This is a genomic window from Streptomyces sp. NPDC093984 (genome assembly GCF_044764595.1).
GTDB classification, from domain to species: domain Bacteria; phylum Actinomycetota; class Actinomycetes; order Streptomycetales; family Streptomycetaceae; genus Streptomyces; species Streptomyces cynarae.
Window position 1 is genome coordinate 1674177 of the sequence record NZ_JBIWIM010000001.1, and the last position, 13354, is coordinate 1687530.

11 protein-coding genes are annotated in these 13354 nt (G+C 72.4%); 3 read left to right on the forward strand and 8 right to left on the reverse strand.

Translation table 11 applies throughout. The annotated features are described in order from the left end of the window. Positions 1 to 66 precede the first annotated feature (66 nt). The gene (locus ACIRC0_RS07500) at positions 67 to 1407 is read right to left on the reverse strand and encodes a diaminobutyrate--2-oxoglutarate transaminase family protein (protein WP_403612782.1); all 1341 of its coding nucleotides are present in this window, start codon (positions 1405 to 1407) and stop codon (positions 67 to 69) included. Positions 1408 to 1832: 425 nt separating this feature from the next. Between ACIRC0_RS07500 and ACIRC0_RS07505 the strand changes: the two genes are divergently transcribed. Then, positions 1833 to 3059 carry a trypsin-like serine peptidase gene (locus ACIRC0_RS07505; protein WP_403612488.1) on the forward strand — a complete coding sequence of 409 codons (1227 nt, stop codon included), beginning with the start codon at positions 1833 to 1835 and terminating at the stop codon, positions 3057 to 3059. A 99-nt stretch (positions 3060 to 3158) separates the two neighbouring features. On the opposite strand, the gene hflX is transcribed toward ACIRC0_RS07505, so the two are convergent. The 6 genes from hflX to miaA form a co-directional block, all read right to left on the reverse strand. Next, entirely contained in the window at positions 3159 to 4649 is a 1491-nt protein-coding gene (gene hflX, locus ACIRC0_RS07510; protein WP_403612490.1) for a GTPase HflX, read from the reverse strand. A 176-nt stretch (positions 4650 to 4825) separates the two neighbouring features. Then, on the reverse strand, positions 4826 to 6328 hold the full coding sequence (locus ACIRC0_RS07515; protein WP_403612492.1) for a M1 family metallopeptidase: 1503 nt from the start codon (positions 6326 to 6328) through the stop codon (positions 4826 to 4828). Between the two features lie 210 nt (positions 6329 to 6538). Then, positions 6539 to 8722, reverse strand: coding sequence for a RelA/SpoT family protein (locus ACIRC0_RS07520; RefSeq protein ID WP_403612495.1), 2184 nt, complete (start codon positions 8720 to 8722; stop codon positions 6539 to 6541). Positions 8723 to 9226: 504 nt separating this feature from the next. Then, a complete protein-coding gene (gene dapF, locus ACIRC0_RS07525; RefSeq protein ID WP_403612497.1) occupies positions 9227 to 10096 on the reverse strand; it encodes a diaminopimelate epimerase in 870 nt (289 codons plus the stop codon). A gap of 84 nt (positions 10097 to 10180) precedes the next feature. Beyond that, the gene (locus tag ACIRC0_RS07530; RefSeq protein ID WP_403612784.1) at positions 10181 to 10669 is read right to left on the reverse strand and encodes a hypothetical protein; all 489 of its coding nucleotides are present in this window, start codon (positions 10667 to 10669) and stop codon (positions 10181 to 10183) included. Between the two features lie 107 nt (positions 10670 to 10776). Further along, positions 10777 to 11715, reverse strand: coding sequence for a tRNA (adenosine(37)-N6)-dimethylallyltransferase MiaA (gene miaA, locus ACIRC0_RS07535; protein ID WP_403612500.1), 939 nt, complete (start codon positions 11713 to 11715; stop codon positions 10777 to 10779). 182 nt (positions 11716 to 11897) lie between these two features. Here miaA and ACIRC0_RS07540 point away from each other — a divergent pair, with 182 nt between their 5' ends. Further along, on the forward strand, positions 11898 to 12173 hold the full coding sequence (locus ACIRC0_RS07540) for a hypothetical protein (protein WP_403612503.1): 276 nt from the start codon (positions 11898 to 11900) through the stop codon (positions 12171 to 12173). Positions 12174 to 12198: 25 nt separating this feature from the next. Beyond that, positions 12199 to 12450 carry an antitoxin gene (locus ACIRC0_RS07545; RefSeq protein WP_403612506.1) on the forward strand — a complete coding sequence of 84 codons (252 nt, stop codon included), beginning with the start codon at positions 12199 to 12201 and terminating at the stop codon, positions 12448 to 12450. A gap of 148 nt (positions 12451 to 12598) precedes the next feature. On the opposite strand, the gene ACIRC0_RS07550 is transcribed toward ACIRC0_RS07545, so the two are convergent. Further along, positions 12599 to 13309, reverse strand: a complete 711-nt coding sequence (locus ACIRC0_RS07550) for a class III extradiol dioxygenase subunit B-like domain-containing protein (RefSeq protein ID WP_403612508.1) — start codon at positions 13307 to 13309, stop codon at positions 12599 to 12601. Between the last annotated feature and the right edge of the window lie 45 nt (positions 13310 to 13354).

Below are 13354 nucleotides of genomic sequence, written 5' to 3' on the forward strand. Positions count from 1 at the left end.
CGGAGGTCGTGCAGGGCCGTCGGCCGGTCCTCGTGCCCGTGCCGGCGAAGGGCGGGGCGGGCGGGCTCAGGGATGGACCACCGGCTCTGCGGCCACCGCGGCCACCGCGTCGGCAAGCCGGTCCAGGACCGCGTCCGTCTGCTCGTCGGTGATCGTCAGCGGCGGCAGCAGGCGGATCACGCTCGCGTGCCGCCCGCCCAGCTCCACGATCAGACCGCGCCGCAGGCACTCCCGCTGCACGGCGGCCGCCAGCGCGGGCGCGGCGGGGCGTGCTCCGGCCCCGGGCAGGGAGGCCGAGGTGTCCGGGGGCGCCGGGTCGGATGCGGACTCGGGGTTCACCAGCTCGATGCCGATCATCAGCCCCCGGCCGCGTACGTCCCCGACGCACGGGAACTCGGCGGCGAGGCAGCGGAGTCGGTCCAGCATGCGGGCGCCGAGTGTGGCCGCGCGCTCGGCGAGGCGGTTCTCGCGGACGTACGCGAGGGTCGCGGTGCCGGCGGCCATGGCGAGCTGGTTGCCGCGGAACGTGCCGGCGTGGGCGCCGGGTTTCCACACGTCGAGGTCGTCGCGGTAGACGACGACGGCGAGCGGAAGGCTGCCGCCGATCGCCTTGGACAGGACCATCACATCGGGCACCACCCCGCTGTGTTCGACTGCCCAGAAGCGTCCGGTGCGGCCCACGCCCGTCTGCACCTCGTCCGCGATCAGCGGGATGGCCCGGGCCTCGGTGATCCGCCGCATACGGCGCAGCCAGGCGTCCGGTGCCGGGTGCACCCCGCCCTCGCCCTGGACCGGTTCGAGGATCATCCCGGCGGGCAGCGGCACCCCCGACTTGGTGTCGTCGAGGAGGGACTCCGTCCAGCGGGCGGACAGTTCGGCGCCGCGCTCGCCGCCGACCCCGAACGGGCAGCGGTAGTCCTGGGGGAACGGCAGACGTGTGACGCGGACGTCGCCCGCGCCCCCGGACGCCTCGAGCGCCCCCGCGGTCATGCCGTGGTAGGCGCCGGTGAAGGCCAGGATGCCGCTTCGCCCGGTGGCCGTGCGCACCAGTTTCAGTGCCGCCTCGACGGCGTCCGTCCCGGCCGGTCCGCAGAACTGCACGCGGGCACGATCGGCGAAGGCGGGCGGCAGGGTGCGGAACAGCTCCGTGGTGAAGGCGTCCTTCACGGGCGTGGCCAGATCCAGGACGTGCAGCGGCGCACCCGAGTCGAGGACCTTCCGGATCGCCTCCAGGACCACCGGGTGGTTGTGGCCGAGGGCCAGCGTGCCCGCGCCGGAGAGACAGTCCAGGTAGCGGCGTCCGTCGGCGCCCTCGATGGTGAGCCCGCGCGCCCGCACGGGAACGATCGGCAGGGCGCGCGCGTAGGTGCGCGCCGCGGACTCGCGCGCCGACTGCCGCCGCAGAATGCCTTCGTGCCCCCCGCGCGCACGCTCGCTTCCTGAGGCTCCCTCGCGCCCCTTCTCGGCTCCCGCGCGCCCTTCCGACGCGCCCTCCACCGGCACCACCGCAGTCTCCGTCACGGTCACGGCGTCAGTTCCTCCCGCTGTTCAGAGGCGATGGTCGAGGGCCCGGGCCGGGACGGCAGGCCCCCGCAGCTACCAACGACCCGAGCCGCACGGGGAAGCGGGCGGGCGGAAGATCTTTGGGCTCCGGACGCTCGGCCGGATCAGGCGGCTTGTAGCCGAACCGTTGCCGTACCGTGGGAACTCCCCCACAGCGAACGCATAGTGTGTGATGCCGTTCAGCGGAAGCGGATGATCATCCGTTGCCTACCGCCGTCCTCGGCGGTACGCCACTGCCCGGCACCGTTCCTTCCAGGGGGAGTTCCACCATGCGACCGATACGATCGCTCTTCGCCGTCCGCCCGAAAGGCGGTGCGCGCCGCAGAACCTCTCCGGTGCCGGCGGCGGTCGGCCTCGCGGTGGCGTTGGCGCTGACCGCGACCGCGTGCGACTCGGGCGGTGGCGGCGACGCGCACGCGGGGGCAAGCGCGTCCGCGTCCTCCGCGGGCGACGGCAAGATCAAGATCCCGGACGACATCAAGCAGAAGCTCAAGCAGCACGGGATCGACATCGACAAGTGGAAGAACGGCGCCTGGAAGAACTGGAACAAGGACGACTGGCTGCGCGAGGCCGACGATTTCATCAACCCGATCATCAAGGGTCTGTGGAACCCGGACCGGATGCGCAAGGCCGATGACCCTGCCAAGAAGGTCGACTCCAACGACCTCTCGGGTGACCAGGGCGTCACGGACCCGACCCCGGCACCGGTGAAGGCGCAGGCGGTGCCGGCCGCGTACCACGACAACGCGCCCACGGCGGGGAAGGTGTTCTTCGACTCCCCCAAGGGCACGATGGTGTGTTCGGCAACCGTGGTGGAGGACCCGGCGCACCCCGGGAAGTCCAACCTCGTGTGGACGGCGGGCCACTGCGTGCACGCGGGCAGGAACGGCGGCTGGTACCGCAACATCGCGTTCGTGCCGGCGTACAACAACTCCGGCCTGACGGCGGCCGAGTTGAGGAACGCGACGCGGCAGGAGCTCGCCCCGTACGGTGTCTGGTGGGGTGACTGGGCGCGGACCTCCGAGCAGTGGATCGAGCAGGGCGGTGAGACGGGCGGCCAGGGCGCGTCGTACGACTTCGCCGTCATCCATGTGACGCCGGAGCAGGGCAATGGCGGCAAGTCCCTGGAGGAGACCGTCGGTTCGGCGCTCCCCGTGAACTTCGACGCGCCGGCCGTTCCGAAGGTCGACAGCATCACCGCGACCGGTTATCCGGCCGCGCCTCCGTACGACGGCCAGAAGCTGTACCGGTGCCAGGACAAGCCGGGCCGGCTGTCACTCGGGCGGACGGACCCGACGATGTACCGCATCGGCTGCACCATGACGGGCGGTGCGTCCGGCGGCGGCTGGGTGGAGACGGGCGCGGACGGCAAGCCCGCCCTGGTCTCCAACACCTCGATCGGGCCGGTGACGTCCGGCTGGCTGGCCGGGCCGCGACTGGGCGCGGTGGCCAAGGGCGTCTACGAGGGGGTCAGCAGGAAGTTCGCGGACCGGTGACGCGCCCCGCCTCGCCCTCTTTCGTCCCCGGACACCCGTGAAGAAAGCGAAGCCCGCTCCCTGTCGCAGGGAGCGGGCTTCGAACCTTCGCGCCGCGGGTCAGAGCGCGGGAGCCGGCACGTACGGCGCCAGTTCCGCCGCCAGTTCCTCGTGCACCCGGGCCTTGAGCACGGTGCCCTCCGGGGTGTGCTCCTCGGAGATCACCTCGCCCTCGGAGTGGGCGCGGGCGACCAGCCGGCCGTGCGTGTAGGGCACCAGGGCCTCGATCTCGACCGACGGCCTCGGCAGCTCGTCGTCGATGAGCGCGAGCAGTTCCTTGATGCCCCGGCCGGTGCGGGCCGAGACCGCGATGGCGCGCTTCTCGATCCGCAGCAGCCGCTGGAGCACCAGCGGGTCCGCCGCGTCCGCCTTGTTGATCACGACGATCTCGGGTACGCCGGTGGCGCCGACGTCCGTGATCACCTCGCGCACGGCGGCCAGCTGCTCCTCCGGGTTCGGGTGCGAACCGTCGACCACGTGCAGGATCAGGTCGGAGTCGCCGACCTCCTCCATCGTGGAGCGGAACGCCTCGACCAGGTGGTGCGGCAGGTGCCGTACGAAGCCGACGGTGTCCGCCAGTGTGTACAGCCGCCCGCTCGGGGTCTGGGCCCGGCGCACGGTCGGGTCGAGGGTCGCGAACAGCGCGTTCTCGACCAGGACGCCCGCGCCGGTGAGGCGGTTGAGCAGGGAGGACTTGCCGGCGTTGGTGTAGCCCGCGATGGCGACCGAGGGCACCTTGTGGCGCCTGCGCTCCTGGCGCTTGATCTCGCGGCCGGTCTTCATCTCCGCGATCTCCCGGCGCATCTTCGCCATCTTCTCGCGGATCCGCCGCCGGTCCGTCTCGATCTTGGTCTCACCGGGGCCGCGGGTCGCGAGGCCGCCGCTGCCGCCGCCCATCTGCCGGGACAGCGACTGACCCCAGCCGCGCAGCCTCGGCAGCATGTACTGCATCTGGGCGAGCGCGACCTGCGCCTTGCCCTCGCGGGACTTGGCGTGCTGGGCGAAGATGTCCAGGATCAGGGCCGTACGGTCGATGACCTTGACCTTGACGACGTCCTCGAGGTGGATCAGCTGGCCCGGGCTCAGCTCACCGTCGCAGACGACGGTGTCGGCGCCCGTCTCGAGGACGATGTCGCGCAGCTCGTTCGCCTTGCCGGAGCCGATGTAGGTGGCCGCGTCGGGCGTGTCACGGCGCTGGATCACACCGTCGAGCACGAGCGCACCCGCGGTCTCCGCGAGGGCGGCCAGCTCGGCGAGGGAGTTCTCCGCGTCCTGCACGGTCCCCGACGTCCACACCCCGACGAGCACGACGCGCTCCAGGCGCAGCTGCCGGTACTCGACCTCGGTGACGTCCTCGAGCTCGGTGGACAGGCCGACGACACGGCGCAGGGCCGCGCGGTCGGAGCGGTCGAACTGGTCGCCGTCCCGCTGTCCGTCGATCTCGTGGCTCCAGGCGACGTCCTCTTCCATCAGGGCATCGGCCCGAAGACCTTCGGCGTAGGCGTGCGCGAGGCGCTTGGTGTCCTGGGAAGGGGAAGAAGAGGAGGTCATTGGGTCCTTACGTCGATGGGAATCCGGTTGCGGTGACGGAGTGGCGGCCGTGCGGGGCCTGTCACAGACGTCGTCACCGGTCACAACGCTCGAGTGCCCCGGAAGATTCCCGGTCACCCGCCCCGAGGGGGCCGCGCCGCCGACCTGATGATGGTCCCACGGCACGGCCCGTCCCGTCATCCGACTTGTTCAGTGCCTTTGGCGCTCTCGGCGGGCTCGCTCTTCCAGTCCGGGTGGCCGGGCATCGGCGGGGTCTTCTCGCCGTGGAGCCAGCCGCTGAAGAAGGCGCCGAGGTCGCGTCCGGCCATGTCGGACGCGAGGCGTTCGAAGTCGGCCGTGGTCGCCGTGGAGTCGTGGTGCAGGGCCACCCAGGTCCGCTCCAGGCGCTGGAACGCGTCGGCGCCGATCTCCTGGCGCAGGGCGTACAGCACCAGGGCCGCTCCGTCGTAGACGCTCGGCCGGAAGATGCTGATCTTCTGGCCGGGCTTCGGGGCCTTGGGCGCGGCGGGCGGGCCGCCGGAGGCGCGCCAGCCGTCCGAGAGGGCGTACGCCGCCTTCATCCGCGCCTCGAGGGACTGGTGCGCCGTCTCGTCCGCGTACAGGGCCTCGTACCAGGTGGCGTGTCCCTCGTTGAGCCACACGTCGGACCAGGTCCGGGGAGTGACGCTGTCGCCGAACCACTGATGGGACAGCTCGTGCACCATGATCGACTCGATGTACCACTTGGGGAAGGCCGGCTCGGTGAACATGCGTTTCTCGAAGAGTGAGAGCGTCTGCGTCTCGAGCTCGAAGCCGGTCCTGGCCTGAGCGATCAAGACCCCGTAGGTCTCGAACGGGTACGGGCCGACCTTCCTCTCCAGCCAGGCGATCTGGTCGGGTGTCTTCTCCAGCCAGGGCTCGAGCTTCGCCTGGTCCTTGGCCGGGACCACGTCGCGGACGGGAAGGCCGTGGGGTCCCGTGCGGTGCAGGACGGCGGTGCGGCCGATGGACACCTGGGCGAGTTCCGTGGCCATGGGGTGCTGGGTCCGGTAGGTCCAGGTGGTGGTTCTTCCGCTTCGCCGCGTGCTCACCGGGACACCGTTCGCCACGGCCGTGTAGTCGTCCGGCGTGGTCACGTCGATCGTGAACATCGCCTTGTCGGACGGGTGGTCGTTGCACGGAAAGACCAGGTGGGCGGCGTCGGCCTGGTTGGCCAGGGCGAGCCCGTCGTCGGTGCGCACCCAGCCGCCCTGCCGGTCCTTGCCGGAGACGGGGTCGCTGGTGTGCCGCACGGTGATGCGCAGCAGGCTGCCCTTGGGGAGCGGGACGCCCGGCGTGATGACCAGGTCCTCCCCCGCGCCGGTGAAGTCCGCGGGCAGGCCGTTGACGTCGACGGACTCGACCGTGCCGGGCGCGAAGTCGAGGTTGACGCGCTCCAGCCGCTGGGTGGTGCGGGCGTTGACGGTGGTGACGGCGGCGAGCGGCTTGCTGTTGTCGCCGGTGTAGGTGAAGGAGAGGTCGTACGACCGGACGTCGTATCCGGGGTTGCCGAGCGTGGGGTAGAGCCGGTCGCCGACGCCGAGGGGGACGGCGGGCGAAGGGGCGCTCGCGGCGATCAGACAGCCGGAGACGGCACAGGCGAGCAGGGCCGCCTGGGCACGGTGGACACGTGGCGTGGCGGAACGAAGGCTGAGCGGCATGGACCACCGCTATCAGCGCGCACTGCCCGGACGTGTCCGACGCGCACCGGTCCCACCCGAACGGGTTCAGCCGGGGGGACGGCTGATCGGGCGGGGGCCGCCTGCCGGGCCCGGCGGCGGCCGAACGGGGACGTCGGGCGGAGGCGTACGGGGACCGACGACAGCCCGGACGGGCAGCCCCTGCGCAGCGTCAGCGCACGGCTGCCGGCGTCAGTGCACGGTCGTCGCCGGGTGCTGGGCCCTGCTCACGTCGTACACCCCCGGCACGTTCCGCATCGCTCTCATCAGGGACGGCAGATGGGAGGCGTCCGGGAGCTGGAGTGTGTACGTGTGGCGTACCCGCTGCTGGCTCGGGGGCTCGACCGTGGCCGAGACGATGGCCACGCCTTCCAGGGCGATGGCCTCGGTCAGGTCCGCCAGCAGGTGCGGGCGGCCGAAGGACTCCGCGACGAGCGTGACCCGGCACTCGGTGGTGTCCCCCCAGCGCACGCCGACCTCCTCGCGCCCGTCGTTCTTCATGCGCTCCACTCCGGCGCACTCGACGCGGTGCACGGTCACCACGCCCCCGCGCACGGCGAAGCCGGTGACCTCGTCCGGCGGCACCGGCGTACAGCAGCCCGCGAGCCGCACGGAAGCGCCGGGCAGGTCCACGACGGCGTTGGCGTCGCGTGCGCCGGGCATGTCCGTGGTGGGGCGCGCGGGCAGAGCCGGCGGGCGTGCGGCGGTCCCTGGGCCGGTGGTGTGCGCGCCGGCGACGTCCAGCGGGCCCCGGGCGCCCGGCGCCGACGCGCCACCGACGGTCTCGGCGGACACCGGATGGGCCGCCAGCCATCGCTGGATCGCGATCCGCGCGGCCGGCGTGTGGGCGTGCTCCAGCCACTCCCGGGACGGCTCCGAGGCCGGGTCCTGGCCCATGAGGAGCTGCACGGTGTCGCCGTCCTTCAGGACCGTGCTCAGCGTGGCCAGCCGGCCGTTGACCCGGGCGCCGATACAGGCGTGCGCGTCCTCCCCGTACTGCGCGTACGCCGCGTCCACGCAACTGGCGCCCTCCGGAAGCCCCAGCGCGCCCCCGTCGGGGCGGAACACGGTGATCTCCCGGTCCTGGGCGAGGTCCTCGCGCAGCGATGACCAGAAGGTGTCGGTGTCCGGCGCCGCCTGCTGCCACTGAAGCAGCCGCGAGAGCCAGCCGGGCCGGGTGGGGTCGGCGCGCTCGCCGTCGGCCGGATCGTCGGAGGCGGGGGCATAGGGATTGCCGAGCGCGATCACTCCGGCCTCGGCGACCTTGTGCATCTGATGGGTGCGGATGAGGACTTCCGCGACCTCGCCGTCCTCCCGCGTGACCGCGGTGTGCAGCGACTGGTACAGGTTGAACTTGGGTACGGCGATGAAGTCCTTGAACTCCGACACCACCGGGGTCATGCAGGTGTGCAGCTCGCCGAGGACCGCGTAGCAGTCGGCGTCCTCGTTCACGAGCACCAGCAGGCGCCCGAAGTCCGCACCGCGCAGCCGGCCCCGCTTGCGGGAGACGCGGTGGACGGAGACGAAGTGCCGTGGCCGGATGAGGACTTCGGCCGGGATCCCGGCCTCGCGCAGCACCGTGCGCACCTGGTCGGCCGTCTCGGCGAGCGGATCGTCGCCGTGCGCCGCGTTCTCCGCGATGAGTTCCCTGGTGTGCTCGTACTCCTCCGGGTGCAGGACCGCGAAGACGAGGTCCTCGAGTTCGGTCTTGAGCGCCTGGACGCCGAGGCGCTCGGCGAGCGGGATGAGCACGTCCCGGGTGACCCTGGCGATGCGTTCCTGCTTCTCCCGCCGCATCACGCCGAGCGTGCGCATGTTGTGCAGCCGGTCGGCGAGTTTGATCGACATCACGCGGACGTCGTTGCCGGCGGCGACGAGCATCTTGCGGAAGGTCTCGGGCTCGGCGGCCGCTCCGTAGTCGACCTTCTCCAGTTTGGTGACACCGTCGACGAGGTAGCGCACCTCCTCGCCGAACTCCTCGCGCACCTGCTCGAGTGTCACATCGGTGTCCTCGACGGTGTCGTGGAGCAGGGAGGCGGTCAAGGTCGTGGTCTCGGCGCCCAGTTCGGCGAGGATCAGCGTCACGGCGAGAGGGTGCGTGATGTACGGCTCGCCGCTCTTGCGCATCTGTCCCCGGTGCGAGGACTCGGCCAACAGGTAGGCGCGACGCAGCGGTTCGAGGTCCGCGTCGGGGTGGTGGGCGCGGTGGGCCTCGACGACGTGGCCGATCGCGTCGGGCAACCGGTCGCGGGTGGCGGGGCCGAGCAGTGCGGCCCGGCCCAGCCGGCGCAGGTCGAGCCGGGCACGGCTCTTCCTTCGGTGGCCCCCGGCCGTTGCAGGGGCGGGGTCGGCAGGGTTCGTGGCCTCCGCACTCATTGGGCACCTCCGGCTGCGTCGACCGGCGGACGGAGTGCCTGCTGGCGTTCGCGGCGCAGGGGCTCGCGACGGTCCCCCGTCCCGGCCGGTGCTTGATGCTATCGAGCCCACCACGCCTGCCCGACCGGCTCTCGCCGAGCGTGAAACGGATCACCCATTCGAGCGATGTCTTGAAGGTTTACGCGTTTCCGCCAGGGGAATCCCCTCCGGCCGTCGATTCGGGCGTTTCCACCGGCCCGGAGCTGGGGATCGGAGCGCCGGAAGCGGCTGGGGCTGTGATCCGGAGCCGGACGGCGACAAGGCCGAGCGCCCATTTTCGGCCACCGCGCGGTGCGCCGCGTCACCGCCCTCATGCCACGCCGTGCTTCGGCGCGCCGTCCGTTCGCCCCCCAAAGGCCAAGGTGGGAGCTTGAGTTCGGGCAGCCGCAGGAGCCGGCAGGAGACTCCTCCGGCCCGTTAGCCCGGGGACTCCCGGTCCGCGCGAGGACGTCGTCGAGCCGCGCGTCAGCGGGCCGCGGTCCGGAGCCACTCGGCGTCGATCTCGCCCTCGGCGACGATCACCGCCGGGCCGGTCATCTCGATCTCGCCGTCCGGGCGCTCGGTGATCACCAGGGTGCCGCCCGGGACGTCCACGGTGTACGTCACGGGGGTGCCCGTCACGGCCGGGTCGGCGCCGTCGCGGCGGGCCGTGGCGACGGCCACCGCGCACGCGCCCGTGCCGCACGAGCGGGTCTCCCCGGAGCCGCGCTCGTGGACGCGCATCGCGACGTGGCGGGGAGCGCGGTCGACCACGAACTCGACGTTCACCCCGTCCGGGTACGCGGAGTCCGGGCTGAACGGGGGCGGGGTGTACAGGTTCCCCGCGTGCGCGAGGTCGTCGACGAAGGCGACCGCGTGCGGGTTGCCCATGTTCACGTTGCGCGCGGGCCAGCTGCGCTCGCCGACACTGACCGTGACGTCCCCTGCGGGCAGGACGGCCCGGCCCATGCCGACGGTGACATCGCCGTCCTTCGCGAGGTGGACTGTCTTGACACCCCCGCGCGTGGCGATCGCGAGATCGCCCTCGGTCACGTGACCGGCGCGCTGGAGGTAGCGTGCGAACACCCGTACGCCGTTGCCGCACATCTCCGCGACCGAACCGTCGCTGTTGCGGTAGTCCATGAACCACTCCGCCTCCCCGGCCATCTCCTTGGCCTCGGGGTGCGCGGCGGAGCGCACGACGTGCAGCAGACCGTCGCCGCCGATGCCCGCGCGGCGGTCGCACAGGGCGGCGACGGTGGCCGGGGGCAGGTCGATGACGTTCTCGGGGTCCGGGATGATCACGAAGTCGTTCTCCGTGCCGTGCCCCTTGAGGAAGGCGATCCGCGTGCTCATTCCTCGATCGTACGGGGTGAGTACGACAGCGGCGTACGGCGAGGCCGGTACGACAGCGGCGTCAGCCGCGCCCGGCGAGGGTGGTCAGCGCAGCCGGGCCACGCGCCACACGGCCAGCGCGACGACCACGACGACCACGACGGCATACCCGAGGACGACACGCCAGTCCGGGCGCCGCCCGGAGCCGCGCTGCGGCAGGCCGGGCCACGTGTAACCGACGCGCCGCGCGGCCATCATGCCCCAGCCTGCCGCGCACGAGCAGATCAGCAGGCCGAGCATGGCCACCACGGCGCCGCCGTCACCGAACTCGAACGCCAGCGGGAAGGCGAACATCAGAGAGCCGACCGCGGCCAGCCCCACGATCGGGGCGAGCTGCCAGATCCGCAGCCGGCGCTGCGGGCGCAGCTCGACCTCGACCTCGAGCCCGGTGGACAGTTCGTCCACGTCCGGCCCGTCGGCGGTCACACCGCCCGGGAGCTGCTCGTCGGGACCGTCGGAACTGAGCCTTGGGTCCTCGTCCTGCGCGGTCCCGTGCTGCGCGCCTTGTGCGGTGTCGCGAGGGCCGGCCTCCATCGCCACGCGCCCTCCCAACTCGGACTCACTTGGTCGATCGAAGCTCGATGATGGCACGCCGCATGAGGCCCGGATGGCGGCCGGAGCGTCCCGATGCCATCACGTGATCAGGCTGTAACCGGTCGTTCGATGAACGCCAGCGCGAGGTGCGGAAGTTCCCCGAGGTCGTCCGCGGCACCGCTGAGCCAGTGCACGCGCGGGTCACGGCGGAACCAGGAGTCCTGACGGCGCGCGAAGCGCTTGGTGGCGCGTACCGTCTCGGCGCGCGCCTCTTCCAGGGTGCACTCCCCCGCGAGCGCCGCGAGCACCTGCTGATATCCGAGCGCGCGCGATGCCGTACGCCCCTCGCGCAGGCCCCGCGCCTCCAGCGCCCGTACCTCGTCCACGAGGCCCGCCTCCCACATCCGGTCGACCCGGCGCGCGATCCGCTCGTCCAGCTCGGGCCGGCTGACGTCGACGCCGATCTGGACGGTGTCGTAGACCGAGTCGTGACCCGGAAGGTTGGCGGTGAAGGGCCGGCCGGTGATCTCGATAACCTCCAGGGCCCGGACGATCCGGCGGCCGTTGCTCGGCAGGATCGCCTGGGCGGCCTCCGGGTCGGCGGCGGCCAGGCGCGCGTGCAGCGCTCCGGAGCCGCGCAGGGCGAGCTCCTCCTCGAGCCGGGCGCGCACCTCGGGGTCGGTGCCGGGGAACTCCAGGTTGTCGACCGCGCCGCGCACGTACAGCCCTGAGCCGCCCACCAGGACGGGCCAGCGGCCCTCGGCGAGCAGCGCGTCGATACGGGCGCGGGCGAGGCGCTGGTACTCGGCGACGGACGCCGTCACCGTCACGTCCCAGATGTCCAGCAGATGGTGCGGAACACCGCCGCGCTCCTCGGGCGTCAGCTTGGCGGTGCCGATGTCCATCCCCCGGTAGAGCTGCATGGAGTCGGCGTTGACGACCTCCCCGCCGAGCTGCTGGGCCAGGAATACTCCCAGATCGGACTTTCCGGCCGCGGTCGGTCCGACGACGGCGATGACCCGCGGCGCGGGGGCTGCACTACTCACCGCAACAGTCTCGCAAACCTCCGGACCCCGCCTCGAACGAGTTACGTGACGCCCCGAGTGGGGGGTCGTTGCCTGTTGCGTGGTTCCGGCCACCGGTTCGAGAACAGGTGACGCGGGGCGACGCAATGGGACGCACCGGGCTACGCGGTATTTCGCCCGCACGAGTAACGTATGGAGTGGATATGGGCGTTTTTGTACGGCTTCTCCGGAGGTCGAGGACGACCGAGGGGAGCCGGTCGGCCGAGGCGGAGGCCGCACAGGCGGTGGAGGGCGCCGATGCGGGGGCCACGGACGAGGTGAAGGACGCGGACGCGGGCGCGGCCGAGCCCGACGGGAAGCCGGAGGGCGCACGGCAGATGAGCGCGGAGGCCGCCGCCGACGACGGGGGCGCGATCCCGAAGCAGCAGTCCGCCGAGAAGGCCGCCGACAGCGAGGCCGACGAGGGCGCCCGTACGTAACCGCTTGAGCCAGGGAAGGTGGACCATGGGCCTCGTGGACAACCTGAAAGCCAAGGTCTCGGACCTCGCGCAGCAGCACGAGGACAAGGTCGACCGCGGCCTCGACAAGGCCGCGAAGATGATCGACGAACGGACCAAGGGCAAGTACAGCGACAAGATCCACACGGGCACGGACAAGGCGAAGCACGCGGTGGAGCGCCTCGCCCACGGGGACACCGGCCCGTCGACCGGCGAAGCGGCGCCCCCGGAGACACCGCAGCCGCCTTCGGCCTCCTGATCACGCTCCGGACAGCGTCCTGACCACGCTCCGGACAGCGCGTTACCCATCGGCGGACGGCCGCGGGGCCACGGCCTCCCGGCCGTCCGCCGTGTCGGGGTACCACGGCGGGAGCTCCCCGAGCCCGGCGGCCGCGCTCACGGGACCGCTACGACCAGGCGGCCACCATGTACCCCACGCCGTACGGCGCCTCGTCGTACAGCAGGCTGCCGGACAGGCGTACGCCTTCCGCCGCGCCCGCGAGGATCTGCCAGGGGGCCCGGCCGCGGGCCTGCAATGCGTGGGCCAGGGCCGGATCAAGGGATCTCAGGGCCGTCACGTCCGCCGCACCCAGCGCCCGCGCGACCTCGGCGTCGAAGTCGGCCGCGCGGTCGTCCAGGTAGCCCGGCGCCTTCACCGAGCGGCACGCGCTGGCGTCGCCCATGATCAGCAGGGCCGTCCGCCGGGCCTGGGCGGCCAGCCCGGCCCCGATCTCTGCGCACCGGTCGGGGGCCAGGTGTTCCGGCACTCCCAGGCCCTCCACGGGCGCGGCGGCCCAGCGCGTGCGCTCCAGCAGCCACGCGGCGACCGCGAGCGACGGCGGAAGCTCACGCTCCTGAGCCGTGCCGCCCGCACCCAGCCGTACGTCGACGTCCACACCGAAGCCCCGGAACGACCCCCGCGCGCCCTCCGCGTAGGTGCCCGCCTCGCCCTCCCCGGTGGGCCCGACGACCACCAGCCGGTCGGGGCGGGCGGCGGCGAGCACGCCCAGCGCGTCCTTGCAGGCGGCCCGGGCGCCGTCCAGTTCGGGCGCCGCACCCGCGGCGACCTCGGGCACGAGCAGGGGCGGACAGGGGCAGACGGCGGCGGCGACAAGCATGATCCGCAGCCTAACCGGGCCGGACGCCGCGTACGGCGGTGACGG